Origin of the sequence: Mycolicibacterium gilvum (assembly GCF_900454025.1) — a bacterium.
In the GTDB taxonomy this organism is placed as follows: domain Bacteria; phylum Actinomycetota; class Actinomycetes; order Mycobacteriales; family Mycobacteriaceae; genus Mycobacterium; species Mycobacterium gilvum.
In genome coordinates, this window is the sequence record NZ_UGQM01000001.1 from 1,575,796 (window position 1) to 1,601,373 (window position 25,578).

22 protein-coding genes are annotated in these 25,578 nt (G+C 67.7%); 19 read left to right on the plus strand and 3 right to left on the minus strand.

The annotated features are described in order from the left end of the window. Positions 1-70 precede the first annotated feature (70 nt). Together ahcY and DYE23_RS07475 are read left to right on the plus strand one after the other, a co-directional pair. Positions 71-1,531 (plus strand): adenosylhomocysteinase, encoded by a 1,461-nt coding sequence (gene ahcY / locus DYE23_RS07470; protein WP_115326906.1) that lies wholly within the window; start codon positions 71-73, stop codon positions 1,529-1,531. A 1-nt stretch (position 1,532) separates the two neighbouring features. Continuing rightward, a complete protein-coding gene (locus tag DYE23_RS07475; RefSeq protein ID WP_115326907.1) occupies positions 1,533-2,027 on the plus strand; it encodes a hypothetical protein in 495 nt (164 codons plus the stop codon). 13 nt (positions 2,028-2,040) lie between these two features. On the opposite strand, the gene DYE23_RS31295 is transcribed toward DYE23_RS07475, so the two are convergent. Both DYE23_RS31295 and DYE23_RS31300 read right to left on the minus strand, forming a co-directional pair. Then, complete coding sequence (locus tag DYE23_RS31295; RefSeq protein ID WP_235660347.1) at positions 2,041-2,862, minus strand: alpha/beta hydrolase fold domain-containing protein; 822 nt, start codon at positions 2,860-2,862, stop codon at positions 2,041-2,043. Between the two features lie 93 nt (positions 2,863-2,955). Continuing rightward, positions 2,956-4,434: an alpha/beta hydrolase fold domain-containing protein gene (locus DYE23_RS31300; RefSeq protein WP_235660348.1), complete on the minus strand. Its 1,479-nt coding sequence runs from the start codon at positions 4,432-4,434 to the stop codon at positions 2,956-2,958. A gap of 82 nt (positions 4,435-4,516) precedes the next feature. Between DYE23_RS31300 and DYE23_RS07485 the strand changes: the two genes are divergently transcribed. The 11 genes from DYE23_RS07485 to secA all read left to right on the plus strand — a co-directional run bounded on the left by DYE23_RS07485 (position 4,517) and on the right by secA (position 17,649). Next, a complete protein-coding gene (locus DYE23_RS07485; RefSeq protein ID WP_115326908.1) occupies positions 4,517-5,146 on the plus strand; it encodes a dTMP kinase in 630 nt (209 codons plus the stop codon). A gap of 119 nt (positions 5,147-5,265) precedes the next feature. Next, positions 5,266-5,925, plus strand: coding sequence for a hypothetical protein (locus tag DYE23_RS07490; protein ID WP_115326909.1), 660 nt, complete (start codon positions 5,266-5,268; stop codon positions 5,923-5,925). Between the two features lie 76 nt (positions 5,926-6,001). Continuing rightward, complete coding sequence (mtrA, locus tag DYE23_RS07495) at positions 6,002-6,688, plus strand: two-component system response regulator MtrA (RefSeq protein WP_011895547.1); 687 nt, start codon at positions 6,002-6,004, stop codon at positions 6,686-6,688. Between the two features lie 49 nt (positions 6,689-6,737). Next, positions 6,738-8,393 (plus strand): MtrAB system histidine kinase MtrB, encoded by a 1,656-nt coding sequence (gene mtrB / locus DYE23_RS07500; RefSeq protein ID WP_115326910.1) that lies wholly within the window; start codon positions 6,738-6,740, stop codon positions 8,391-8,393. After that, entirely contained in the window at positions 8,390-10,150 is a 1,761-nt protein-coding gene (lpqB, locus tag DYE23_RS07505) for an MtrAB system accessory lipoprotein LpqB (RefSeq protein ID WP_115326911.1), read from the plus strand. The genes mtrB and lpqB overlap by 4 nt, the downstream gene beginning before the upstream one ends. Positions 10,151-10,210: 60 nt before the next feature. Next, positions 10,211-10,612 (plus strand): QcrA and Rieske domain-containing protein, encoded by a 402-nt coding sequence (locus DYE23_RS07510; protein WP_099961087.1) that lies wholly within the window; start codon positions 10,211-10,213, stop codon positions 10,610-10,612. 110 nt (positions 10,613-10,722) lie between these two features. Then, positions 10,723-11,628, plus strand: a complete 906-nt coding sequence (locus tag DYE23_RS07515) for a type IV toxin-antitoxin system AbiEi family antitoxin (protein ID WP_099961088.1) — start codon at positions 10,723-10,725, stop codon at positions 11,626-11,628. Positions 11,629-11,632: 4 nt separating this feature from the next. After that, entirely contained in the window at positions 11,633-12,259 is a 627-nt protein-coding gene (locus DYE23_RS07520) for a ComF family protein (RefSeq protein ID WP_115326912.1), read from the plus strand. A gap of 290 nt (positions 12,260-12,549) precedes the next feature. Next, complete coding sequence (hpf, locus tag DYE23_RS07525; protein ID WP_013472476.1) at positions 12,550-13,233, plus strand: ribosome hibernation-promoting factor, HPF/YfiA family; 684 nt, start codon at positions 12,550-12,552, stop codon at positions 13,231-13,233. Positions 13,234-13,309: 76 nt separating this feature from the next. Further along, positions 13,310-14,638 carry an IS701 family transposase gene (locus tag DYE23_RS07530; protein WP_435404778.1) on the plus strand — a complete coding sequence of 443 codons (1,329 nt, stop codon included), beginning with the start codon at positions 13,310-13,312 and terminating at the stop codon, positions 14,636-14,638. A gap of 209 nt (positions 14,639-14,847) precedes the next feature. Further along, entirely contained in the window at positions 14,848-17,649 is a 2,802-nt protein-coding gene (gene secA / locus DYE23_RS07535) for a preprotein translocase subunit SecA (protein WP_013472475.1), read from the plus strand. A gap of 1 nt (position 17,650) precedes the next feature. Here secA and DYE23_RS07540 read toward each other — a convergent pair whose 3' ends face one another. Next, positions 17,651-18,172 (minus strand): Rv3235 family protein, encoded by a 522-nt coding sequence (locus tag DYE23_RS07540; RefSeq protein WP_011895539.1) that lies wholly within the window; start codon positions 18,170-18,172, stop codon positions 17,651-17,653. Positions 18,173-18,340: 168 nt separating this feature from the next. Between DYE23_RS07540 and DYE23_RS07545 the strand changes: the two genes are divergently transcribed. From DYE23_RS07545 to DYE23_RS07570, 6 genes are all read left to right on the plus strand, one after another. Then, positions 18,341-19,750 carry a WS/DGAT/MGAT family O-acyltransferase gene (locus DYE23_RS07545; protein WP_099961091.1) on the plus strand — a complete coding sequence of 470 codons (1,410 nt, stop codon included), beginning with the start codon at positions 18,341-18,343 and terminating at the stop codon, positions 19,748-19,750. Positions 19,751-19,810: 60 nt separating this feature from the next. Next, positions 19,811-21,562, plus strand: coding sequence for a BCCT family transporter (locus tag DYE23_RS07550; protein ID WP_115326913.1), 1,752 nt, complete (start codon positions 19,811-19,813; stop codon positions 21,560-21,562). Next, positions 21,537-22,427, plus strand: coding sequence for a polyphosphate kinase 2 (gene ppk2, locus DYE23_RS07555; protein ID WP_235660350.1), 891 nt, complete (start codon positions 21,537-21,539; stop codon positions 22,425-22,427). Before DYE23_RS07550 ends, ppk2 begins: the two co-directional genes overlap by 26 nt. A gap of 19 nt (positions 22,428-22,446) precedes the next feature. Beyond that, positions 22,447-22,959 carry a DUF6912 family protein gene (locus tag DYE23_RS07560; RefSeq protein ID WP_372516207.1) on the plus strand — a complete coding sequence of 171 codons (513 nt, stop codon included), beginning with the start codon at positions 22,447-22,449 and terminating at the stop codon, positions 22,957-22,959. A gap of 97 nt (positions 22,960-23,056) precedes the next feature. Beyond that, positions 23,057-24,214, plus strand: a complete 1,158-nt coding sequence (locus tag DYE23_RS07565) for a ferredoxin reductase (RefSeq protein ID WP_115326914.1) — start codon at positions 23,057-23,059, stop codon at positions 24,212-24,214. A gap of 78 nt (positions 24,215-24,292) precedes the next feature. Next, the gene (locus DYE23_RS07570; RefSeq protein ID WP_011895533.1) at positions 24,293-25,549 is read left to right on the plus strand and encodes a fatty acid desaturase family protein; all 1,257 of its coding nucleotides are present in this window, start codon (positions 24,293-24,295) and stop codon (positions 25,547-25,549) included. Positions 25,550-25,578 lie beyond the last annotated feature (29 nt).

A 25,578-nucleotide genomic window follows, 5' to 3' on the forward strand; every position in this document is an offset into this window, starting at 1 on the left:
AGCGCATGCGTTGTCGCTACACGCGTGCGCTCTCACAGGTAACTGACGAACCACTAAGGGGCTCTACTACATGACTGCTCTGACCGCCGATGTCCGCAACGGCATCGACTACAAGGTCGCCGATCTGTCGCTGGCCGAGTTCGGCCGCAAGGAGATCCGCCTGGCCGAACACGAGATGCCCGGCCTGATGGAACTCCGCCGCGAGTACCACGACGTCCAGCCGCTCAAGGGCGCGCGCATCTCCGGCTCACTGCACATGACCGTGCAGACCGCGGTGCTGATCGAGACGCTGACCGCGCTCGGCGCCGAAGTCCGCTGGGCGAGCTGCAACATCTTCTCCACCCAGGACCACGCCGCCGCCGCCGTCGTCGTCGGCCCCAACGGCACCCCGGAGGAGCCCAAGGGCACCCCGGTCTTCGCCTGGAAGGGCGAGACGCTGGAGGAGTACTGGTGGGCCGCCGAGCAGATGCTCACCTGGCCCGGCGAACCGGCCAACATGATCCTCGACGACGGCGGTGACGCCACCATGCTGGTGCTGCGCGGCGCCCAGTACGAGAAGGCCGGCGTCGTGCCGCCCGCCGAGGACGACGACTCCGCCGAATGGAAGGTCTTCCTGGAGCTGGTCCGCAAGGGCTACGAGCAGAGCAAGGACAAGTGGACCAAGATCGCCGAGTCGGTCCAGGGCGTCACCGAGGAGACCACCACCGGCGTGCTGCGCCTCTACCAGTTCGCCGCCGCCGGCGAACTCGCCTTCCCGGCCATCAACGTCAACGACTCCGTCACCAAGAGCAAGTTCGACAACAAGTACGGCACCCGGCACTCGCTGATCGACGGCATCAACCGCGGCACCGACGCCCTCATCGGCGGCAAGAAGGTGCTGATCTGCGGTTACGGCGACGTCGGCAAGGGCTGCGCCGAGTCGCTGGCCGGCCAGGGCGCGCGCGTCCAGGTCACCGAGATCGACCCGATCAACGCCCTTCAGGCGCTGATGGACGGCTACGACGTGGTCACCGTCGAGCAGGCGATCGGCGACGCCGACATCGTCATCACCTCGACCGGCAACAAGGACATCATCACCCTCGACCACATGAAGGCGATGAAGGACCACTCGATCCTGGGCAACATCGGCCACTTCGACAACGAGATCGACATCGCCGCCCTCGAGCGCTCCGGCGCCACCCGGATCAACATCAAGCCGCAGGTCGACGAGTGGACCTTCGGTGAGACCGGCAAGTCGATCATCCTGCTGTCCGAGGGACGCCTGCTGAACCTGGGCAACGCGACCGGCCACCCGTCGTTCGTGATGAGCAACAGCTTCTCCAACCAAGTGATCGCCCAGATCGAGCTGTGGACCAAGAACGACGAGTACGACAACGAGGTCTACCGCCTCGCCAAGCACCTCGACGAGAAGGTCGCCAAGATCCACGTCGAGGCACTCGGCGGCACGCTGACCCGGCTCACCAAGGATCAGGCGGAATACATCGGCGTCGACGTCGAGGGCCCGTACAAGCCGGAGCACTACCGCTACTGACGTGGCACACCGTTTCACCGCACTACTCTTCGGAGTCGCGCTGGCCCTGACGGCATGTCAGGGCCAGCCGGCCTCCGAGGACGGGTTCACCGACACGAGCGCCACCACGTCCCGGCCGGCACCCGAGATTCGCCACGACACCGAAGAGCTCGCCGTGACGTTCCCCGCGCTCGGCACCCCGGTGTCGGCGTCGTGGATCACCTGGGACAACAGCGGCGGCAGCGAGCCGTCCCGGTTGTCGCTGCGGTGGATCGACGCCGTGGTCCGGGTCAGCCCCGAGACGATGACCGGGCTGGTCGACCGCTACCACGCCGAGGACGTCGGCAACCGCCCCGCGGTGCAGAAGGTGCTGGAGCCCGAACTGCCGCCCGGTCCGTTCCTGACCGGCGTCGAGCTGAACATGTTCTTCGGCGGCCCGCGCAGGAGCACCCGGGTGTTCCTCGACCCGCCGCGCGACACCGTCGTGCTGCAGTCGAGCGTCGCCGGCCGGGCCTGATCGATCCGGCGCGTCATGCCACCGTGAGCGTCACATACCGCGCCGAATTCGTCGGGAGCAGCCCCAGCTGCCGGTAGACGTTGGGGCGCCACATCTGAGCCTGGGAGTTCACGACCATGCCGCCCAGTGCCCAGCCGTGCAGCTGGCCGTCACCGATGACGACCGTCAGATCTGCCGCCGGGTCCTGCGCCAACACCTTGTCGCGGAACGCGATCGCGCCGGGGTAGAGCTTCTCCTGAGTTCCGATGTACACCGTCGTCGGGGGTAGCCCGGACAGGTCGTCGCCGGCAATCGGGTTGACACGCGGATCATCCAGACTCCAGTCCCCGTTGAACCGCGGCCCCTCGCCCGGTGCGTGCCGGGGCAGGATCGGATCGTCGATGGCGTCGACCCCGTGTCCGCGCAACGTCAGATGCAGAGCGGGGGAGATGAGCACCATCCGCGACGGCCCCGCCTGGGACGGCACGCAGGCCACCTCGATCGCGCAGCGGCGCAACAACTCTCGGACGACGAGTACCGCATACGAGCCTCCCGACGAGTCACCGTAGAGGCTGACGTTGTCCACCCCGTGCTCGGCGATCATCTGCGAGACGTAGTCGGCCATCGGCGGCACCAGGGTGGCCGCGGTACCCGTGTTCTTGGGCGGGGCAAGGGGGTAGATCGGCACCAGCACCGTCGCGGCGGTATCGCGAGCCATCTGCGCATAGTCCGACCAGTGCAGGATGTTGGCCTCGGACTCGAACCCGCCCCCGTGCAGTGCGACCACGTACTCGCCCGAGCGGCGCGGCGCGGCGATCTCCCACACCGTCCAGCCGTTGAACTCGCGCTCCGTCACCGTCAGCCCGTACATGAGCAGAGGCGGGGGGTCGGTGATGATCGACGCGCCCGCCAGCCCACTGAGGATCGTGATGCCGGTCGTCTCGTTGAGTCAGCGCAGTGTGCGCAGGATGTCCGCGACGAGTCGGTCGCTGTAGGTCGGCGGGCCGGTCGTGATCGTATCCGGCCCCGACGCAACGTCATTGAGCCCGAGCTGGCGGTAGACGGCGGGACGCACCTTCGGTGCCTGCGAGTTGACCGGCAGGCCGCCCAGAGCCCAGTCGTGGAACTGCCCGACACCGACCACCGTCGACACCACACCGCCGGCAGCCGACCACTTCTCGTGCAGCAGCAGTGTGTCGGGCAGCGCGTACTCGAGTTCGCCGACATAGATCGTCGACGGTGGGAGTGCGGCCAACACCGCGTCCTCGAAGAACAACGGGCTCAGCAGCGGGTCCTGCGGATCCAGGCCGTCGCCCCAATGGTTCTCCCGCGTATAGAAATCGAGATTGCGGACATCAATGATCGGATCTCTGACGTCGCAGATCGCCGGGTTCGACAAGGACGCGTCCGGCGCGAACGACAGCAGCACCATGCTCGCGGGCACAGGCCTGTCGGCGAGAACGAGCTCGCGCACCGCCGCCATCGCGAGCGACGGACCGGCCGAGTCGGCATAGATGCTGACGTTCTCGGCGCCGTGGGCAGCGATCTGGTCGGCGATGAACTGCGCCATCACCGGCACCACCTTGACCGCCGTCCCCGCGGTCGTCGTGGCCAGCGGGTACATCGGCACCAGGACCGTCGCGCCGGTGGTGCGTGCCATCTGCGCATAGTCGAGCCAATGGGTGACCAGGGGTTCGACGATGAACCCGCCTCCGTGCACGGCAATCACCGTCTTGCCGGTCGGGTTGGGTGGCCGGAATTCCCAGACATCCCAGGGCTTCTCGCCCGATGACGGGTACTCGGTGCGGCGCACGTCGAGACCGGCCCTGACGAACCACGGTGGGTCGTCGTTCTCCAGGATCTTGCCGATGACGCCGTACAGGTCGATGCCGAGGGCGGTCGAGACTGCGCGCATCACGTACAGACTGCCGACGACGACCTGATCGAAGAGCGTGGGCTCGTCGGTGAAGACCACGGCGTTCTGCGCGGCGGCGTCGTAGCGGTGTCGAGGTGCGTCGGCCATCGGGGCCGCGGCCGGCGGCGCGGGCGATGGGTCGGGGACGACCTCCTCGACGACCTCCTCGACGTCCTCCTGAGCATCCCGGTCGGCGACGGCCTCGCGGGGCTCCCGTTGGGTGTCGTCTCCGTCGCGACCTCGGATGCGCGTGAGGGGCGAGGACGAAACGTCGGCCGACTCGTCGGACGTGGAGTTCTCATCTCCCACACCGTCCGGCGCATCGGATCGCGCCGGCGCCGGCTTCGCGGAGACGCGGGCCTCGGTCTTCGATGTGGTCACCGATCCGGAGCCGGTGCTCTCGGAATCGTCGGCGGAGGCCACCGGGCATCCCAGGACCAGGAATCCCGCTACGCCCAACCCGGCGGCACCGACGAGGACAGCGCCTTTGCTCGAACAGCTTCCATCCGGCATTTTGGAAACTATCGTCGGCCTTCTCGCAATCGTCAACGTTTGCCATAGCGAGGCAAACGAACTACTGGTCTAGGCTCGCCGCGTGCTCATCGTGATCGAAGGCGTGGACGGCGCGGGCAAACGGACCCTCACCAACGGCCTGCGTGCCGCATTCGAGTCCGGCGGCCGGTCCGTGGCGACGCTGGCGTTCCCGCGCTACGGGGTATCCGTGCCGGCCGACGTCGCCGCCGAGGCGCTGCACGGTCAGCACGGCGACCTCGCCGACTCGGTGTACGCGATGGCGATGCTGTTCGCCATGGACCGTGCCGGCGCACGCGACGAGATCGGCCACCTGACGTCGGCCTACTCGGTCGTCATCCTCGACCGCTACGTCGCGTCCAACGCCGCCTACAGCGCGGCGCGCCTGCACCAGGGGGCCGACGGTGACGTCGTGGCGTGGGTCCGCGACCTCGAGTACGGACGGCTGAAACTGCCGGTGCCGACGTGGCAGGTGCTGCTCGACGTCCCGACCGAGCTCGCCGCCCAGCGGGCCGTCAACCGGGCCGCCGAGGACGCCGCCCGCGCCCGCGATGCCTACGAACGCGACGACGGACTACAACGCCGGACCGGCGCCGTCTACGCAGAGTTGGCGGCCGCCCAGTGGGGCGGACCGTGGGTCGTCATCCCGCCCGACGTCGACGCCGCCGAGCTCGCCGCCCGCCTCCTCGGATGAGACCCGCCGCGGCTGTCCGCTGCGGTACCGAGTTGCCGTTACGGCGCGCGCGGTCGCTCACACGGTTAAGCTCCGGTCCTGGGGAAGTCGCTCCGGCGACAGGTCATCTAGGGGGAGCCGTGCTCGTTGAATCTCGTACCCGTTCCACATCCCTGCCCACGCTCGATCAGCTGCTCGCCCGCATCGCCGCGGCGAACCAGAGCTTCGACCAGGGCAGGCACACCGAGGCCACGGTGCTGGCGGGCTACCTGCGCGCCGTGCTGTACGGCAGCGGCGGGTCCGACGCGCTTCACGGCATGAAAGAAACCCTGACCTGGGTCGACACCGCCGGTGTGCCGAACCCGAAGACCACGGCGTGCCTGACGGCCGGGCTGACCCTGATGCGGATCCGCAGCCGCCACCACGGCTGCGGCGAGTACGTCCCCAAGCTCGCGATGTACCCCCCGGCTCCGATCCGCACCCGCAGCGGGGAGCAGATCCTCAGCGGATCCCGCATTCCGTTCCAGGACTGGTGGACCAACCCGGTCATCCAGGACGTCGACGGCACCCACTTCTCCCGCAAGCAGCTCGTGCTCGCGCTGGCGCCAGGTGAGGATCGCGAAGCGAGGGCTGCGCGCCGCGCACTGGCGCGCAGCAGGTCGCTCGGTGAGGTCGTCGGCGGCGCGATGCCCGCCGACAGGCTGTGTGCGAGCCCGGTGATCGCCAGCGTCCGCCAGATCGGCTACGAGGTGCTGCAATCGATCGCCGAGCAACGCGACATTCTCGAAGCCGCCGCATGACCCCGGCGCGGTAACCGCCTCAAACACGCAAAACACGCCGCGTGGTAGCCGCGCTTTATCGCATTCTGGTGACACCATGGACTCCATGAGGCAAAGGATCCTGGTAGTCGACGACGACCCTTCGCTCGCCGAGATGCTCACCATCGTGCTGCGGGGGGAGGGTTTCGACACCGCGGTCATCGGTGACGGCACCCAGGCGCTGACCGCCGTGCGCGAACTGCGGCCCGACCTGGTGCTGCTCGACCTCATGCTGCCAGGCATGAACGGCATCGACGTGTGCCGTGTGCTGCGCGCCGACTCCGGCGTGCCGATCGTGATGCTGACCGCCAAGACCGACACCGTCGACGTGGTGCTCGGCCTGGAATCCGGCGCCGACGACTACGTGATGAAGCCGTTCAAGCCCAAGGAGCTCGTCGCGCGCGTGCGCGCCCGGCTGCGGCGCAACGAGGACGAGCCCGCCGAAATGCTCTCGATCGCCGACGTCGACATCGACGTGCCGGCCCACAAGGTCACCCGGCAGGGTGAACAGATCTCGCTGACGCCGCTGGAGTTCGACCTGCTGGTGGCGCTGGCACGCAAACCGCGCCAGGTGTTTACTCGTGATGTGCTGCTCGAACAGGTGTGGGGCTACCGTCACCCCGCCGACACCCGTCTGGTGAACGTGCATGTGCAGCGTCTGCGGGCCAAGGTCGAGAAGGACCCGGAGAACCCGCAGGTGGTGCTGACCGTTCGAGGAGTGGGATACAAAGCCGGACCGCCGTGATTGGACGGCTCGCCGTCGTCGTGATCGGTCCGCTCGCCAGGCGGTCGTCGTGATCTTCGGTTCACGTCGGCGCATCCACAGGCGGTCAGCCCCGCTGATCCGTGGACTCGCCGCGCTGGGTCGGGCGTTGAGCCTGGCGTGGCGCCGCTCCCTGCAGCTGCGCGTGGTCACGCTGACGCTGGGTCTGTCGCTGGCGGTGATCCTCGTGCTCGGTTTCGTGCTGACCAGCCAGATCACCGACCGCATCCTCGAGGTCAAGGTGGGCGCGGCCACCGAGGAGATCGAGCGGGCCCGCACCACCGTCAGCGGCATCGTCGGCGGGGAGGAGACCCGCTCGCTCGACAGCAGCCTGCAGCTCGCGCGCAATACGCTGATCGACCGCAAGGCCGACGCCGGAGCGGGACTCGCCGGGACCTTCGACGCGGTGCTCGTCGTGGCGGGGGACGGACCGCGCGCGGCCACCGCCGCCGGTCCCGCCGACCAGGTGCCGGCCGCGCTGCGCGACTTCGTCAAAGCCGGCCAGGTCAGCTACCAGTACGCCACCGTGCACACCGACGGGTTCTCCGGACCGGCGCTGATCGTCGGCAGCCCCACGTCGTCCCCGGTGACGAATCTTGAGCTCTACCTGATCTTTCCGCTCAACAGCGAGGACTCCACCATCGCGCTGGTACGCGGGACGATGGCCACCGGCGGCGTGGTGCTGCTCGGTCTGCTGGCCGCGATCGCGCTCCTGGTGGCGCGCCAGATCGTGCTCCCGGTGCGCTCGGCGTCGCGCATCGCCGAGCGGTTCGCCGAGGGGCACCTGACCGAACGGATGCCGGTGCGCGGCGAGGACGACATGGCCCGCCTCGCGGTGTCGTTCAACGACATGGCCGAGAGCCTGCACCGTCAGATCACCCAGCTCGAAGAGTTCGGAAACCTGCAGCGCCGCTTCACCTCTGACGTCAGCCACGAACTGCGCACCCCGCTGACCACCGTGCGGATGGCCGCCGACCTGATCCACGACCACATCCACGATTCGCCTGACGACCTCGACCCCGCGCTGCGCCGCTCCACCGAGCTGATGGTCAACGAACTCGACCGCTTCGAATCACTGCTCAACGATCTGCTCGAGATCTCCCGCCATGACGCCGGCGTCGCCGAACTCGCCGTCGAGGCCGTCGATCTGCGGTCGATCGTGCAGCGCGCGCTCGACAACGTCGGGCATCTCGCCGAAGGCGCCAACGTCGAGATGGACGTCGAGATGCCGCCCGACGACGTCATCGCCGAGGTCGACCCGCGGCGCGTGGAACGGATCCTGCGCAACCTGATCGCCAACGCCATCGACCACGCCGAGCACAAGCCCGTGCAGATCCGGATGGCCGCCGACGTCGACACCGTGGCCGTCACCGTGCGTGACTTCGGTGTCGGCCTGCGCCCCGGCGAGGAGAAACTCGTGTTCAGCCGATTCTGGCGCGCCGACCCGTCCCGCGTACGACGTTCCGGCGGAACAGGATTGGGCCTCGCCATCAGCATCGAGGACGCGCGGCTGCACCAGGGGCGGCTCGAAGCGTGGGGTGAACCCGGCAAGGGCGCATGCTTCCGGCTGACGCTGCCGCTGGTGCGCGGGCACAAGGTCACCAGTAGTCCGCTGCCGGTGAAACCGATCGAGACCGCCGCGGGCGCCGGCCGCCGGGTACGCGAACCGGCAGGGGAGAGCGTGTGACGCGCACGCGCTTCGCCGCACTGGTGACGGCGCTGGTGCTCGCCGTGGCTGGCTGTGCGGGAGTCCCGACGTCGTCGTCCCCGCAGGCCATCGGCACCGTGGACCGTCCGGCACCGCCGAGCCTGCCGACACCGACGCCCGGGATGGACCCCGACATCCTGTTACGCGAATTCCTCAAGGCCACTGCCGATCCCTCGAACCGGCACCTCGCCGCGCGGCAATTCCTGACCGAATCGGCGTCCAGTACCTGGGACGACGCGGGCAGCGCGCTGCTCATCGACAACGTCGTGTTCGTCGAAACCCGGACCCCCGAACGGGTTTCGGTGACCATGCGCGCCGACATCCTCGGATCCCTCTCGGACATGGGCGTTTTCGAGACCGGCGCGGGCGCGCTACCCGACCCGGGCCCGATCGAGCTCGTCAAGACGGCAGGCGGATGGCGTATCGACCGTCTGCCCAACGGCGTCTTCCTGGACTGGCAGCAGTTCCAGGCCACCTACAAGCGGCACACCCTGTACTTCGCCGACCCGACCGGCAAGACCGTGGTGCCCGACCCGCGCTACGTCGCGGTGTCCGAACCGGACCAACTTGCCACCGAACTGGTCAGCAAGCTGATCACCGGCCCGCGGCCCGAGATGGACAAGACGGTGCGCAACCTGCTGAGCCCGCCGCTGGGGCTGCGGGGTCCCGTCACGCGTGCCGACGGCGGCAAGACCGGGATCGGGCGGGGCTACGGCGGGGCGCGCATCGACCTGGAGAACCTGTCGACGACCGACCCGCACAGCAGACAACTGCTTGCCGCCCAACTCATCTGGACGCTCTCCCGCTCGGGCATCAACGGCCCGTACGTGATCAACGCCGACGGTGCCGCCCTCGACGACCGGTTCGCCCAAGGCTGGGACACCGGCGCGGTGGCGGCCACCGACCCGGGAGCCGCCGACGGTGCCGCCGCAGGCCTGCACGCGCTCGTCGGCGGGACCCTGGTCCGCCTCGACGGAGACCGCGCACCGCGTGTCGCGGGGCCGTTCGGGCAGATGCCGGGACAGACCGGCGCGGCGCTGTCGCGGTCCGGCCAGGAGGTCGCCTCGGTCGTCACGATGCGGCCCGGCGCGCCCGACATGGCCTCGTCGCTGTGGGTGGGTCCGCTGGGCGGCAACGCCGCACAGGTGATGGACGGCCGCAGCCTGACCCGGCCCAGCTGGTCGCTCGACGACGCGATCTGGGTCGTCGTCGACGGCAACAACGTCGTGCGCGTCATCCAGGACGCGTCGGGGCAACCCGCCCGCATCCCCGTCGACGCGACGGCGGTGCTGACGCGGTTCCCCGGAGGCATCGCCGAGCTGCAGCTCTCCCGCGACGGCACCCGCGCGGCGATGGTGATCGGCGGCAAGGTGATCCTGGCCGGCGTCGAGCAGACACCCGGGGGAGGGTATGCGCTGACCTATCCGCGCCGGCTCGGCTACGGCCTCGGTGAGAACGCGCTGTCGCTGTCCTGGCGCACCGGCGACGACATCGTCGTCACCCGCACCGACCCCCAGCATCCGGTGTCCTACGTCAACCTCGACGGCGTCGACTCCGACGGCCCGAGCCGCAACCTGCTGATGCCCGTGCGGTCGGTCGCGGCGAACCCGTCGGCGGTCTACGTGTCCGACGGGCGCGGCGTGCTGCAGCTGTCCGGCTCGGCGGCCGAGGACCCGTCGTGGGTCGAGGTGCGCCCGCTGATGGTGGCCGGCGCCCTGCCCGTGCTGCCCGGCTGAGACGAAGGATCCGTCGGCACAGCCCCGCCGGCGGCGAAGCCCGACGAAAGAGGTGTGGCGATGGAGATCCCCAGGAAGACAGTGCTCGTCGGTGCGAGCGTCGGCGTCGCCGCGATCGCGGTGGCGGCATGCTCGCGAGGTTCGGAGTCGCCGGGATCGTCGCCGGGGACATCTGCGCCGTCGGGCGAGAAGTTGGCGTCGACGTCCGACGTGCCGGTCGGGTCGGGGACCATCGTCGGCGAGGTCGTGGTGACCCAGCCGGTCGCCGGGGAGTTCAAGGCGTTCTCCGCGGTGTGCACACACACCGGCTGCCTGCTCAACAAAGTCGCCGACGGCACCATTGACTGCCCCTGCCACGGCAGCAGATTCAGCCTCGACGGAGCGGTGGTCAACGGTCCCGCCGAGAAGCCGCTGCAGCCGGTGGCCGTGCGCGTGCAGGGCGATTCGATCGTCGCCGACTGACACCTCTCGCGAACGTGCGCGCAGGGCGATCAATCGGGCTTTCGGCCGCCCTGAACGCACGCTCGGTGTGAGGTCTGCCGCGTGTCAGTGTCGGTGGGCAGACTGCCGCCATGGGGGAACCTTTCATCGGCAGCGAGGCGCTACGGGCAGGACGACTCACCCGGCACCAGCTTCGAACCGCCCACATCGCCGTGTATCCGGATGTCTACGTGCCCGTCGCGACCACGCTGACCGCCGTCGCGAAAGCCAAGGCCGCCTCGCTGTGGACCGGACGCGAGGGCATCATCGCCGGCCAGTCCGCCGCTGCGCTACACGGAGCCCGCTGGGTCGACGCCCGTCGGCCGGCTGAAGTGTTGTGGCACAACAGAAGAGCCCCGCGCGGTGTCCTCGTGTGGTCGGACCGTGTCGCCGACGACGAAGTGACCACAGTCCGCGGTGTGCGGGTCACGACACCCGAGCGCACAGCACTCGATATCGCGTGCCGCTACCCACAGCGACGGGCAGTGGCGGCGATCGATGCGCTGGCGCGAGCCGCGCATATGAAGCTTGCCGATGTGGAACTGCTGGTCGATCGGCACACGGGTCGCCGAGGCATCCGTGCGGCACGCGCGGCGCTCAACCTCGTCGATCCCGGCGCGGAATCGCCGCAAGAGACGTATTTGCGACTGACAGTGATCGGCAACCACTTCCCACCACCGCAGACCCAGATCCCGGTGTGGGATTGCGGGGCACTCGTCGCCGAACTCGACATGGGATGGGAGCACATGATGATCGGTCTCGATTACGAAGGCGATCACCACCGGACGACTCGGGAAGCGTTCAACAAGGGCATCCGGCGACACGACGCCGTGACCGAACTGGGCTGGACCGATATCCGGGTGACGTGCAACGACACCGAGGGCGCGATTATCGCGCGGTTGACCACGGCGTGGCGTCAGCGACTGTGCGCTCTGGGCGAGAATCCGGACGCTGGGCCGCCCTGGACGCACGTTCGGCGGCAGCGGCCCGGGCAGTAGCGGCATGCTCGACCTGATCCTGCCGAAGCAGTGCGGAGGATGCGGCGCGGTCGCGACCGGGTGGTGCGACGCCTGCGCCGACGACCTCACCGTCGCCGACGACCAGCCGCACCTGATCACCCCGCGGCTGGACCCCGGCGTCCCGGTGCTCTCCCTCGGCCGGTACGCGGGCGCCCGCCGCAACGCGATCGTCGCCGTCAAGGAACACGGCCGCACCGACCTACGGCGTCCGCTGGCAGACGCGCTGCGCGCCGGCTTGGACCATCTGCTGACCTGGGGCGTGCTCGCGGCACCGCTGACCCTCGTCCCCGCGCCCACCCGCCGCACGGCGGCCAGACGCCGCGGCGGCGACCCCGTCACCCACATCGCCACGCAGGCCGCACGGCCACCCGACCAGAGCGTCGCGACCGTCCTGCGCTTCAGGGCGTTCACCCGGGATTCGGTCGGGCTCTCCAGTGCGGCCCGGCAGCGCAACGTGGCCGGCCGGGTCGTCCTCACGCGGCCCGTGGCCGGACCCGTGGTCGTCGTCGACGACGTGGTGACCACCGGCGCCACCGTCACCGAGTCGGTGCGCGTTCTGCAAACGGCCGGGATCGACGTGGTTGCTGTACTGGCGCTGGCGAACGCGTGAGCCTTCGGCGACCGCATTACCCGCACATCAAGGCACCGTGAAGAACTGCAAACAGGTGGTCGAATTAGTGGCACGTCCGGTGAACACCGACTACCGTCGGCACCAACCAACCGTGAACAACTCACGGCGGCGCTCAGGACGCGAGGGCCGGTGTCGCGACAGCGATAGGAGGTGAGTAGTCGACACCTTGCACCGGCGAGCGGCGCGACAAAGACAGCCCCGTCGGTGCGTTTTCTTATCAGCCGGGCACGCAGTGCGTGCGCATGCGAAAGAGAATCGAGTTGCCAAGTATGTCAAGTAATTCCGTGGACTCCGACAGCACGATGGTCATGGACGGGGAACAGCACGACGCCCAATCGTCCGACCTGCCCAGCGCTGAGGTGGTGGTCAAGGGTCGCAACGTCGAAGTTCCCGACCACTTCCGCCTCTACGTCGCCGAGAAGCTGGCACGCCTGGAACGATTCGACCGCACCATCTACCTCTTCGACGTCGAGCTCGATCACGAGAAGAACCGGCGTCAACGCAAGAACTGCCAGCACGTCGAGATCACCGCGCGGGGCCGCGGCCCCGTCGTTCGAGGGGAAGCCTGCGCCGACAGTTTCTACGGCGCCTTCGAAGCCGCCGCGAGCAAACTCGAAGCCCGGCTGCGCAAGAGCAAGGACCGCCGCAAGATCCACTACGGCGACAAGACCCCGGTGTCACTGCACGAGGCGACGGCTCTGGACCGTCTCGACGCCGCGTTCGCCAAGCCGACGGAGACATCTGCGGTCGAGGCGCCCGTCGACGACCACGAACCGGGCCGGATCGTGCGGACCAAGGAGCATCCCGCGACGCCGATGACCGTCGACGACGCGCTCTACGAGATGGAACTGGTCGGCCACGACTTCTTCCTGTTCCACGACAAGGAGAGCGATCGCCCCTGCGTGGTCTACCGCCGGCACGCCTACGACTACGGATTGATCAAGCTCGCCTAGTACTACAGCCGTAGATCGTTGCTCGTCGGCGTGTTTGCCTTGCTGGATTGGGTGACCGCGGCATCGTTCGGAGTTTGTGAGAACTAACGATGATGCCGCGGTCGCCGCGGCTTACAGGGTAGACGTTGATCGGTGGCGAAGTGGCTTTGATGAGGTGCTGGATCGGGTCGCGTCACGGTTCGCTCGGTGCGAGCCGCTGCGCAACGCCGGCGCGTTGATGCTCGGGTTGGTCTGTGACATTGACCGTAAGAACTGTTGGACGCTGGCCGAGCGTTGCGGCCACAGCAGCCCGGACCGGATGCAGCATCTGCTGGCGCGGGCGAAGTGGGACGCCGAGGGAGTGCGTGATGATCTTCGCGCCTACGTGGTCGACCACCTCGGCGATGACGAGGCGATCCTGATCGTCGATGAGACTGGAGACGTGAAGAAGGGCACTCATACCGTCGGGACTCAGCGCCAGTACACCGGTACCGCGGGCAGGATCGAAAACGCCCAAGTCGCTGTGTATTTGGCCTATGCGGGGCCCAACAGTCACGCACTGGTGGACCGCGAGCTATACCTGCCGAAGTCGTGGATCGACGACTCGGAACGCCGTCAGTGCGCCGGGGTGCCCACCGATGTCGAGTTCGCCACCAAACCTGCGCTGGCCGAGCGGATGATCACTCGTGCTGTGGCCGCCGGAGTCCCTGCGCGATGGGCCACCGGCGACGAGGTCTACGGCGCCGACCCCGACCTGCGCGCCGCGATCGCCGCCCAGGGGCTGGGCTATGTGCTGGCCGTCGGGTCCAATCGCACCGTCACCACCAGTACGGGCAGCCAGCGAGTAGACGAGCTTGCCCGGTCTCTGCCGCGGCGGGCCTGGCGGCGCGTCAGCGCCGGAACCGGCGCCAAGGGCCAACGCTGGTACTCCTGGACGTTGGTCGAAATCACCGACGCCGAGCCCGGCCACCATCACCTGCTGGTGCGCCGCAACGACAAGACCGCTGAATTGGCCTATTACCGCTGCTACAGCCCCAATCCGGTCACCCTGGCCGACTACGTACGGGTCGCCGGGCGGCGCTGGAAGGTCGAGGAATCGTTTCAAGCCGGCAAGGGCCTGGCCGGGCTCGACGAGCACCAGGTACGGACCTGGACCTCTTGGCACCGCTGGGTCACCCTATCCATGCTTGCCCATGCCTTCCTCGTCGTCACGACCGCCGCTCAACGGCGCAGCGACGAACCCGACGACCAGACCGGCCAGACACTGATCACGTTGACAGTCAATGAATTCCGCAGACTCTTCATCGCCCTGGTATTGCAGCCGCTACACGCGGTTGCCGACGTCCTCGCCTGGTCCACCTGGCGGCGACGACATCAAACGAGAGCCCGCACCTACCATTACCGCAAACAACATCAACAACAATGAACGCTATCTACGGCTGTAGTACTAGCGTCCCTGATCGCGAGGAATCCCCCGGAGCCGACGGTTCCGGGGGATTCTGTTTCACTCCGGGCACTCTTCACGGCTCGCCGTGGCGGCGTCCAACCTGCGTTTTCGATGCGTCCCCTACGATGGTCTGCGTCTGTCGTGATGCCGCATCCGACTGGAACAGACGAGGAAAAAGGGTTACCAGCGTGCTGTCGAAGTTGCTCCGTATCGGTGAAGGCCGCATGGTCAAGCGCCTCAAGGGGGTGTCTGACTATGTCAACACCCTGTCCGACGACATGGAGAAGCTCTCCGACGCCGACCTGCGCGCCAAGACCGACGAGTTCCGTCGTCGCCTGGCCGACGGTAAAGAGGACCTCGACGACCTGATGCCCGAGGCGTTCGCGGTCGCCCGCGAGGCCGCTTGGCGGGTGCTCAACCAGAAGCACTTCGACGTCCAGGTCATGGGCGGCGCGGCGCTGCACTTCGGCAACGTCGCCGAGATGAAGACCGGTGAGGGCAAGACCCTGACCTCGGTGCTTCCTGCCTACCTGAACGCGTTGACCGGAAAAGGCGTGCACATCGTCACGGTCAACGAATACCTCGCCAAGCGCGACGCCGAGCAGATGGGCCGCGTGCACCGCTTCCTCGGCCTCGACGTCGACGTCATCCTCGGAACCCTCACCCCCGACCAGCGCCGCGCGGCCTACAACGCCGACATCACCTACGGCACCAACTGGGAACTCGGCTTCGACTACCTGCGCGACAACATGGCGCTGCGGCTCGAGGACTGTGTGCAGCGCGGCCACAACTTCGCGATCGTCGACGAGGTCGACTCCATCCTGATCGACGAGGCCCGCACCCCGCTGATCATCTCCGGCCCCGCCGACGGTGGGTCGAACTGGTACACCGAGTTCGCCCGGCTGGCCCCGCTGATGGAGAAGGACGTCCACTACGAGGTCGACATCAAGAAGCGTGTCGTCGGCATCAACGAGATCGGCGTCGAGTTCGTCGAGGACCAGCTCGGCATCGAGAACCTCTACGAGGCCGCCAACTCGCCGCTGATCAGCTACCTCAACAACGCGATCAAGGCCAAGGAGCTCTTCGAGCGCGACAAGCACTACATCGTCCGCAACGGTGAGGTGTTCATCGTCGACGAGTTCACCGGCCGCATGCTGGTCGGCCGCCGCTACAACGAGGGTCTGCACCAGGCGATCGAGGCCAAAGAGCACGTCGAGATCAAGGCCGAGAACCAGACGGTCGCCCAGATCACGCTGCAGAACTACTTCCGTATGTACAACAAGCTGGCCGGCATGACGGGCACCGCCGAGACCGAGGCCGCCGAGCTGCACGAGATCTACAAGCTCGGTGTGGTGCCGATCCCGACCAACCGGCCGATGATCCGCGCCGACCAGTCCGACCTGATCTACAAGACCGAAGAGGCGAAGTACATCGCCGTGGTCGACGACGTCGTCGAGCGCTACGAGAAGGGCCAGCCGGTCCTGATCGGCACGACGAGCGTGGAGCGTTCCGAGTTCCTGTCGCGTCAGTTCGAGAAGCGCCGCATCCCGCACAACGTGCTCAACGCGAAGTTCCACGAGCAGGAGGCCGGCATCATCGCCGAGGCCGGCCGGCTCGGCGCGATCACCGTGGCCACCAACATGGCCGGCCGCGGTACCGACATCGTGCTCGGCGGCAACGTCGACTACCTGCTGGACCGCCGTCTGCGTCAGCGCGGCCTCGACCCGATCGAGACCCCCGACGAGTACGAGAAGGGCTGGCACGAGGAACTGCCCCACATCAAGGAGCAGGTCGCCGAAGAGGCCAAGGACGTCATCGCCGCGGGCGGGCTCTACGTGCTCGGCACCGAACGCCACGAGTCACGCCGTATCGACAACCAGCTGCGCGGCCGGTCCGGCCGTCAGGGTGACCCGGGCGAGTCCCGTTTCTACCTGTCGCTGGCCGACGAGCTGATGCGGCGGTTCAACGGCGCGACGCTGGAGACCCTGCTGACCCGCCTGAACCTGCCCGACGACGTGCCGATCGAGGCCAAGATGGTCTCGCGCGCGATCAAGAGCGCCCAGACCCAGGTCGAGCAGCAGAACTTCGACATCCGCAAGGAAGTTCTCAAGTACGACGAGGTGATGAACCAGCAGCGCAAGGTCATCTACGCCGAGCGCCGCCGCATCCTCGAAGGTGAGAACCTGCGCGACCAGGCCGAGCAGATGCTGGTCGACGTCGTCACCGCCTACGTCGACGGTGCGACCTCAGAGGGCTACTCGGAGGACTGGGACCTCGAGAAGCTGTGGGAGGGTCTGCGCCAGCTCTACCCGGTCGGCATCGACCACCGCGACCTGATCGACTCCGACGCGATCGGCGAACCGGGGGAGCTCACCCGCGCCGAATTGCTCGACGCGCTGGTCAACGACGCCAAGTCGGCCTATGCCGTCCGCGAAGCCGAGATCGAGCAGATCGCCGGCGAGGGTGCGATGCGCCAGCTCGAGCGCAACGTGCTTCTCAACGTGCTCGACCGCAAGTGGCGTGAGCATCTCTACGAGATGGACTACCTGCGTGAGGGCATCGGTCTGCGCGGGCTCGCCCAGCAGCGCCCCGAGGTCGAGTACGCGCGCGAGGGCTACGACATGTTCATCGGCATGCTCGACGGCATGAAGGAGGAGTCCGTCGGATTCCTGTTCAACGTGCAGGTCGAGCCGGTGGCGGCACCGACGGTGTCCGCCCAGGCCGCCCCGTCGGGCCTCGCCGAGTTTGCTGCCGCCGCGGCGCAGCAGGGTTCGGTGGCCACCAAGGAGCGCCCCACCGGCGGGCTGCGCGCCAAGGGGATCGACGACCAGAGCCGTCCGCTGACCTACACCGGACCGTCCGAGGACGGCACACCGGAGGTCAAGCGGTCGGAGAACGCGCCTGCCGCCTCGACCGGGATGACCCGCAAGGAACGCCGCGAGGCCGCCCGCCAGCAGCAGAAGGCCGGCCGGCACGCCAAGCGCGGCTGACTCAGCCGATCTGCAGCGCGACCAGTCGCCAGCTGTCCCGGTGGCGTTCGATGCGACCGGCGATGGCGTGGACGCGACCGGCCCGGGTGAACGACGCGAACACCTCGGCGGCGCCCACCTCGGTGCCGGTATCTACGGAGCGCACGCGGACCTTGCGCAGCGTCGCGCTTCCGGTGCGCGGCGCCTCGGCGCAGGCGATGACGCAGTCGATCAGGAACGGCGTCATCAACGGCCGCAGCTGAGAGACGGGACGGCGCCGGTCGATCACCTCGATCACGCGGCGCAGGGACGCCTCGGCGAACACCACCGCCGACCGGGGAGGGGGTGTCTCTCTCACCGGCGTTCGCTGCGGGGGACGCAGCGGCCGCAACGACGCACGGTGCAGGGCGCTGCCCGACGGCATCGGGCACGGCCGCTCGGCGATCGGCTGCGGGACGGGCTCGTAGTCGATGACCGGCGAGGTCACCCACGCCCCGCAACCCTGAGAAGACGACGGGACGGACGGAATCGGGTATGAGGGCATGCATGATCTCCAGCGTTCGACGGGCCGCTGCTGGAGAGTCGCAGACCGCTCAATGATTGCACGCGGGTCAGACCCCCGAGCGCACCCGTTGAGGCGGCATCCGGAAACTCCCGATAACGTGACAGCGTCTGACTTTTCCACGGGGACCGAAGGGAGACAGCGCCGCACATGGTGACCAGGTTGTCGGCGTCCGACGCGTCCTTCTACCGGCTGGAGAACTCGTCCACGCCCATGTACGTGGGCTCCCTGCAGATCCTGCGCCGACCGCGCAGCGGGCTGAGCTACGAGACGCTGCTGGCCACCGTCGAGCAGCGGCTGCCCCAGATCCCGAGGTACCGCCAGAAAGTGCGGGAGGTGACACTGGGCCTCGCACGGCCGGTGTGGGTGGACGACCGCGATTTCGACATCACCTACCACATCCGTCGTTCGGCGCTGCCGTCCCCGGGCAGCGACACCCAGCTGCACGACCTCGTCGCACGCCTCGGCTCGCGGCCACTCGACAAGACCAGGCCGCTGTGGGAGATGTACCTCGTCGAGGGTCTGGCCAAGAACCGCGTCGCGATCTACACGAAGTCCCATCAGGCTCTCGTCAACGGCATGGCGGCCCTCGAGATCGGCCACGTGATCGCCGACCGGACCCAGAAGCCGCCCGAGTTCGGCGAGGACATCTGGATTCCCGGCCGTGAACCCAGCGACCGTCAGCTGTTGCTCGGCGCCGTCGGGGAGTGGATCACGCGGCCCACCCAGCAGGCGGCCGCGGTCCGGTCCGCGGTCACCGAGACCGTGTCGAGCACCGCGCAGATCGTCGACCTGGGCCGCCGCGTCGCCGACGTGGCCCGCACCGTCGCCCGTGGCACCGCCCCGAGCAGCCCGCTGAACACCACCGTGTCCCGCAACCGACGGTTCTCGGTCGCGTCCGGCAGTCTCGACGAATTCCGCGTCGTACGTGCCCGTTACGACTGCGACGTCAACGACGTCGTGCTGGCCATGGTGGCCGGAGCGTTACGGAACTGGCTGTTGTCGCGGGGCGAGCCGGTGAGGGCGACGACGACGGTGCGCGCGATGGCGCCGATGTCGGTGTATCCCGACGCCGAGATCGACTCCACCGGCCCCGGGCAGGCGATCAGCGAGGTCGCCCCGTTCCTCGTCGATCTACCTGTGGGAGAATCCAATCCGGTGGTCCGGCTCTCGCAGATCTCGCATGCCACCGAATCCCACCCGACCGCGCCCAGCCTGGTCGACGCCAGGACCATCGTGACGCTGTCAGGGTTCGCGCCGCCGACCTTGCACGCGATGGGCATTCGCGTCGCGACGAGCTTCTCGGCCCGACAGTTCAACCTCCTGATCACGAATGTGCCGGGCGCACAGAGCCAGATGTACATCGCGGGCACCAAGCTGCTGGAGACCTATTCGGTGCCCCCGCTGCTGCACAACCAGACACTGGCCATCGGCGTCACCTCCTACAACGGCATGCTGTACTTCGGCATCAACGCCGACCGCGACGCGATGAGCGACGTCGACATGCTGCCGAGTCTTCTGCGCGAAGCCCTCGACGAACTGGTGGAAGCCGCACGGTGACCGGCCCGTAGCCACATCGAGAGTTGACGCGGGCCCCTCGGCAAGGGCTGAATTGATCGGATGGCTGGCATTTCTGAACACGAGGCACGTGCTCACGCAGACACATCGGCCCGTTCCGGCACCTCGACGGAGGAACCGGCGCTGCACCCGGTGCTCGACCGTCCGCTCGACGAGGACAGGATCACCAGATCCCGCGGTATCGACTGGGTCGTGTTCGGGGTCACCGCCGTGTTCGCCGTGGGTTTCCTGGTGTGGGGGTTCCTGAGCACCGAATCGCTGGCCGACGCGTCCGGCAACGCGCTGACATGGGTGATGAACAACACCGGTTGGTTGTTCGTGCTGACCAGCACCGGGTTCGTCGTCTTCGTCCTCTATCTCGCGCTCGGTAGGTACGGCGCCATCCCGCTGGGCCGCGACGACGAGACGCCCGAGTTCAACGGGGTGTCGTGGGTGGCGATGATGTTCAGCGCGGGCATGGGCATCGGCCTGATGTTCTTCGTTGTCGCCGAACCGCTCTCGCACTTCACCACCCCGCCGCCGGGCACCGGTGCCGACGGTGATTCCGAAGCCGTGCAGAACGCCATGGCCACCACGTTGTTCCACTGGACCCTGCACCCGTGGGCAATCTACGCCGTCGTCGGTCTGGCCATCGCCTACGGCGTCTACCGCAAGGGCCGTCTCCAGCTGATCAGCTCGGCGTTCGAACCGCTGCTGGGATCACGGGCCAACGGCTCCTGGGGCAAGGTCATCGACATGCTGGCGATCTTCGCGACGCTGTTCGGATCGGCAGCCTCACTGGGCCTGGGTGCGTTGCAGATTCGCAGCGGGCTGCAGATCGTCGCGGGTATCGGCGAGACCGGCAACGCGATCCTGGTCGTGATCATCTCGGCGCTCACCGTGTGCTTCGTGCTCTCCGCCGTCTCGGGTGTCGCGCGCGGCATCCAGTGGTTGTCGAACATCAACATGGTGCTGGCCATCTCGCTGGCGTTCTTCGTGTTCGTGGTCGGCCCAACGGTTTTCATCCTCAACCTGCTGCCGACGGCGCTTGGCAGCTATTTCGCCGACCTGAACATGATGTCGGCGCGCACCGCCGCCGAGGGTTCCGACGTCAACGAGTGGCTTCAGTCGTGGACGATCTTCTACTGGGCGTGGTGGGTGTCGTGGACGCCGTTCGTCGGCATGTTCATCGCCCGAATCTCGCGGGGCCGCACCATCCGTCAGTTCGTCGGCGGCGTCCTGCTGGTTCCCAGCCTGGTCTCGCTGGTGTGGTTCGCGGTGTTCGGCGGCGCGGCGATCAACGTGCAGCAGAGCGGAACCGATCTCGCGGGCGAAGGCGGCGTCGAGGCGCAGTTGTTCTCGCTGCTCGACCAGTATCCGATCGCGACGATCGCGAGTGTGGTCGTGATGGTGCTCGTCGCGATCTTCTTCGTGTCGGGGGCCGACGCCGCGTCGGTGGTGATGGGATCGCTGTCGCAGAAGGGCACCATCCACCCGAGTCGCGGCACCGTGGTGTTCTGGGGTGTGGCCACCGGAGCGGTCGCCGCGGTGATGCTGCTGGTCGGCGGCGAGGACGCGCTCACCGGTCTGCAGACCATCACGATCATCGCGGCGCTGCCGTTCGTGCTGGTGATGATCGGCTTGGCCGTGTCGCTGGTGAAAGACCTGCGCAACGATCCGATGGTGGTGCGCCGCAAGTATGCGGTCGAGGCCGTCGAGAGTGCCGTCATCTCCGGCGTCACCCAGCACGGCGACGACTTCATCATCTCGGTGGAGAAGGATCCGCACTGTGACGGCGGGAAACCGGGTGGCTGACAAGGCGCAGCGCAAGGCCGACAAGACGGAAAAGAAGACCGGCAAGAAGTCCAACGGGAAGTCCAAGCTGCCCGGCGACGTCTACGAGGCCGAATTGTTCCGCCTCCAAACGGAACTGGTCAAGCTTCAGGAGTGGGTCCGAGCGACCGGCGCGCGGGTCGTCGTCGTCTTCGAAGGGCGCGACGCCGCGGGCAAGGGCGGTGCGATCAAACGCGTCACCGAGTACCTCAGTCCACGCGTCGCGAACATCGCCGCGTTGCCGGCGCCGACGGAACGCGAACGCGGACAATGGTATTTCCAGCGCTACATCCAGCATCTGCCCACCGGTGGCGAGATCGTGTTGTTCGACCGGTCCTGGTACAACCGCGCCGGCGTCGAGAAGGTGATGGGATTCTGCACGCCCGCCGAGCACGCGCTGTTTTTGCGGCAGGCCCCGATCTTCGAGCAGATGCTGATCGAGGACGGCATCATCCTGCGCAAGTACTGGTTCTCGGTGTCCGGCGAGGAGCAGCTGCGACGGTTCAAGTCACGCCACAGCGACCCGGTCCGGCGCTGGAAGCTCTCGCCGATGGACCTCGAGTCGGTGTACCGCTGGGAGGACTACTCCCGGGCCAAAGACGAGATGATGGCGCACACCGACACCCCGCTGAGCCCCTGGTACGTGGTGGAGTCCGACATCAAGAAGCATGCGCGGCTCAACATGATCGCGCACCTGCTCTCGACCATCGACTACTACGACGTCGAGGCGCCGAAGGTGACGCTGCCCAAGAAGGTGGTGTGCAGCGCCGACTACCAGCGTCCGCCGCGGGAGGCGTCGACCTACGTCGACGATCACGTCGCGTCGCTGATGGGTGACAGGGAGTAGCGCCGCCGGCGGCTACCCTCTGGTCGTGCGCGTATACGTCCCCGCCACTCTGGCGATGTTGCAGCGGTTGGTCGCCGACGGATCTCTGCGTCCGGTCAACGGCACCGCGTTCGCCGTCACGCCCACGTTGCGGGAGTCCTATTCCGAGGGCGACGACGAGGAACTGGCCGAGGTCGCCCGCAGGGAGGCCGCGCTCGCGTCGCTGCGCCTGCTCGGTCACGAGGACACCGGCGAGCTGCCGCCGCGGCGTGTGGTGGTCGAGACCGACATCGATGAAGCGGACGGGCTCACCCTGCGGCCCGACCTCGATGACGCCGTGGTGCGGCTGTCGGGGGAGATCGACTTGGGCCGGGTCATCGCCGCGTACGTGGACAATCAGGCTGCCGAGGCGGCGGTCCGGGCCGCGGTCGAGGTGATCGACGCCGCCGATCTGGGTAATGAAGACGCAGAGTTGACCGTCGGCGACGCACAGGATCACGACCTCGCGTGGTATGCGCCACAAGAGCTACCGTTCCTGCTTGACCTGCTCTGAGGCTGGATACGCCACCGTAAGTTACGGTACCGTAGGTAAGCGCGCCGACCGTATCGAGGTCGCGCCGCGATACGTGTAGATCCCGTCAGGAGCCGTCATGGCGAAGAGCACCATCAAGAACACCGCCAAAGTCGCCGACACCGTGCGGCCGGTGATTGCCGGAGCGAAAGAGCGGCCCCTCTGGCACGCGCTGCGGACCGTCGCCGGGCGCATCACCACGCCGCTGCTGCCCGACGACTACCTGCAGCTCGCGAACCCGCTCTGGTCCGCACGCGAGCTCCGCGGCCGCATCCTGGAGGTGCGCCGTGAGACCGTCGACTCGGCCACGCTCGTCATCAAACCCGGCTGGGGGTTCTCGTTCGACTACGAGGCCGGCCAGTACATCGGCATCGGCCTGCTCGTCGAGGGTCGCTGGCGCTGGCGCTCGTACTCGTTGACCAGCCCGCCGGCCGAGCGCCCCGCGAGAAGCGCGCGCACCATCACGATCACCGTCAAGGCGATGCCGGAAGGCTTCCTGTCGACCCACCTCGTCGGGGGTGTGGAGCCCGGCACCATCGTGAGGCTGGCCGCGCCGCAGGGCAACTTCGTGATGCCCGACCCCGCGCCGGCGTCGGTGCTGTTCCTGACCGCCGGATCGGGCATCACCCCGGTGATGTCGATGCTGCGCACGCTGGTGCGACGGGATGCGATCGGCGCCCCGGGCCACATCGTGCACGTGCACTCGGCGCCGACCGAGGCCGACATCATGTTCGCCGCCGAACTGGCCGAGCTGGCCCGGTCCCATGAGGGCTATCGGTTGGAGCTACGGGCGACCCGTACCCAGGGCAGGCTCGATGTGGGACGACTCGACGACGTGGTGCCCGACTGGCGGGACCGTCAGACGTGGGCGTGTGGACCCGAGGCGATGCTGGAGGACGCCGAGCGCACGTGGAAGTCCGCGGGCGTGGGTGAGCGGCTGCACCAGGAACGGTTCGCGGTGTCGCGGGCGCCCGTGCACGGCAGCGGCGGCACGGTGACCTTCGCGCGGTCTGACCGGACCGTGACCGTGGACGCCGCGACCTCGCTGATGGACGCCGGGGAGGACGCCGGTGTGCAGATGCCGTTCGGGTGCCGCATGGGCATCTGCCAGTCGTGTGTCGTCGGGCTGGTCGAAGGGCACGTACGCGACCTGCGCACCGGCATCGAACACGAGCCCGGAAGCCGGGTGCAGACCTGTGTGACGGCCGCGTCGGGCGACTGCGTGCTCGACGTCTAAGGTTTACTGACCAGTAACCTACGGGTACGTAGGTTACGATAGCGTAGGCACGGATTCCGAGTGAGAGGAGGCTGAACCATGGCGATCACTGACGTTCCCGAATTCGCGCATCTGACCGATGCGGACATCGAGAACCTGGGACGCGAATTAGACGCGATCCGCCAGGACATCGAGGACTCCCGAGGCGCGCAGGACGCGCGGTACATCCGTCGCACCATCGCGATCCAACGCGGGCTGGAAGTGGCCGGCCGTCTGATGCTGGCCGGCAGTGCCAAGCGTTCGTACTGGTGGGCAGGCACGGCGACATTGGGCGTGGCCAAGATCATCGAGAACATGGAGATCGGCCACAACGTCATGCACGGCCAGTGGGATTGGATGAACGATCCCGAGATCCACTCCTCGTCGTGGGAGTGGGACATGAGCGGCGCCTCCAAGCACTGGCGCTTCACTCACAACTTCATGCACCACAAGTACACCAACATTCTCGGCATGGACGACGACGTGGGCTACGGCGTCATCCGGGTCACCCGCGACCAGCGCTGGACCCCGATGAATCTGGGCAACCTGTTCTTCAACACGCTGCTCTGCGTTGCGTTCGAGTGGGGCGTCGGTCTCCAGCACTTGGAGCTCGGCAAGATCTTCAAGGGCCGCGACGACCGCAAGGCCACGATGGGCCGGGTCAAGGAGTTCGGCGTGAAGGCCGGCCAGCAGGTGGTCAAGGACTACGTCGCCTACCCGGCGATCACGTCCCTGTCCCCGCGCGCGACGTTCAAGTCGACGCTGACGGCCAACGCGGTCGCCAACGTCATCCGCAACGTCTGGGCCAACGCGGTGATCTTCTGCGGTCACTTCCCGGACGGCGCCGAGAAGTTCACCAAGACCGACATGATCGGCGAGTCGCGGGGCCAGTGGTATCTGCGGCAGATGCTCGGCAGCGCGAACTTTGAGGGTGGCCCGCTGCTGCGGTTCATGAGCGGCAACCTCAGTCAGCAGATCGAGCACCACCTGTTCCCGGACCTTCCGAGCAACCGGTACTACGAGATCTCGCTGCGCGTGCGCGAGCTGTGCGACAAGTACGACCTGCCCTACACCACCGGGAACTTCCTGGTGCAGTACGGCAAGTCCTGGCGCACCATCGCGAAACTGTCACTGCCGGACCGGTTCCTCAGCGACACCCGCGACGATGCGCCGGAGACGCGCAGCGAGCGGATGTTCGACGGGCTGGAGCCGACCGAGCGCAGCGGGCTGAAGTCCGCCATCGCCGCGGTGCGCAGCCGTCGTCGCGCCAAGCGCGCGCAGAAGGCAGCCGTGAAGGGTCAGGATCTCGCGGCCTAGAAGTACTTTGAGGCTGCGCTGAGGGTCGG

Excerpts from the sequence above, each read along its gene's own strand:
- DYE23_RS07570 (WP_011895533.1), top strand. The coding sequence starts at position 24,293 with ATGGCGATCACTGACGTTCCCGAATTCGCGCATCTGACCGATGCGGAC.
- DYE23_RS07510 (WP_099961087.1), top strand. The coding sequence starts at position 10,211 with ATGGAGATCCCCAGGAAGACAGTGCTCGTCGGTGCGAGCGTCGGCGTC.
- DYE23_RS07540 (WP_011895539.1), bottom strand. The coding sequence starts at position 18,172 with ATGCCCTCATACCCGATTCCGTCCGTCCCGTCGTCTTCTCAGGGTTGC.
- ahcY (WP_115326906.1), top strand. The coding sequence starts at position 71 with ATGACTGCTCTGACCGCCGATGTCCGCAACGGCATCGACTACAAGGTC.
- DYE23_RS07545 (WP_099961091.1), top strand. The coding sequence starts at position 18,341 with ATGGTGACCAGGTTGTCGGCGTCCGACGCGTCCTTCTACCGGCTGGAG.
- hpf (WP_013472476.1), top strand. The coding sequence starts at position 12,550 with ATGTCAAGTAATTCCGTGGACTCCGACAGCACGATGGTCATGGACGGG.
- DYE23_RS07565 (WP_115326914.1), top strand. The coding sequence starts at position 23,057 with ATGGCGAAGAGCACCATCAAGAACACCGCCAAAGTCGCCGACACCGTG.
- DYE23_RS07515 (WP_099961088.1), top strand. The coding sequence starts at position 10,723 with ATGGGGGAACCTTTCATCGGCAGCGAGGCGCTACGGGCAGGACGACTC.
- DYE23_RS31300 (WP_235660348.1), bottom strand. The coding sequence starts at position 4,434 with ATGCCGGATGGAAGCTGTTCGAGCAAAGGCGCTGTCCTCGTCGGTGCC.
- DYE23_RS07520 (WP_115326912.1), top strand. The coding sequence starts at position 11,633 with ATGCTCGACCTGATCCTGCCGAAGCAGTGCGGAGGATGCGGCGCGGTC.
- DYE23_RS07550 (WP_115326913.1), top strand. The coding sequence starts at position 19,811 with ATGGCTGGCATTTCTGAACACGAGGCACGTGCTCACGCAGACACATCG.
- mtrA (WP_011895547.1), top strand. The coding sequence starts at position 6,002 with ATGGACTCCATGAGGCAAAGGATCCTGGTAGTCGACGACGACCCTTCG.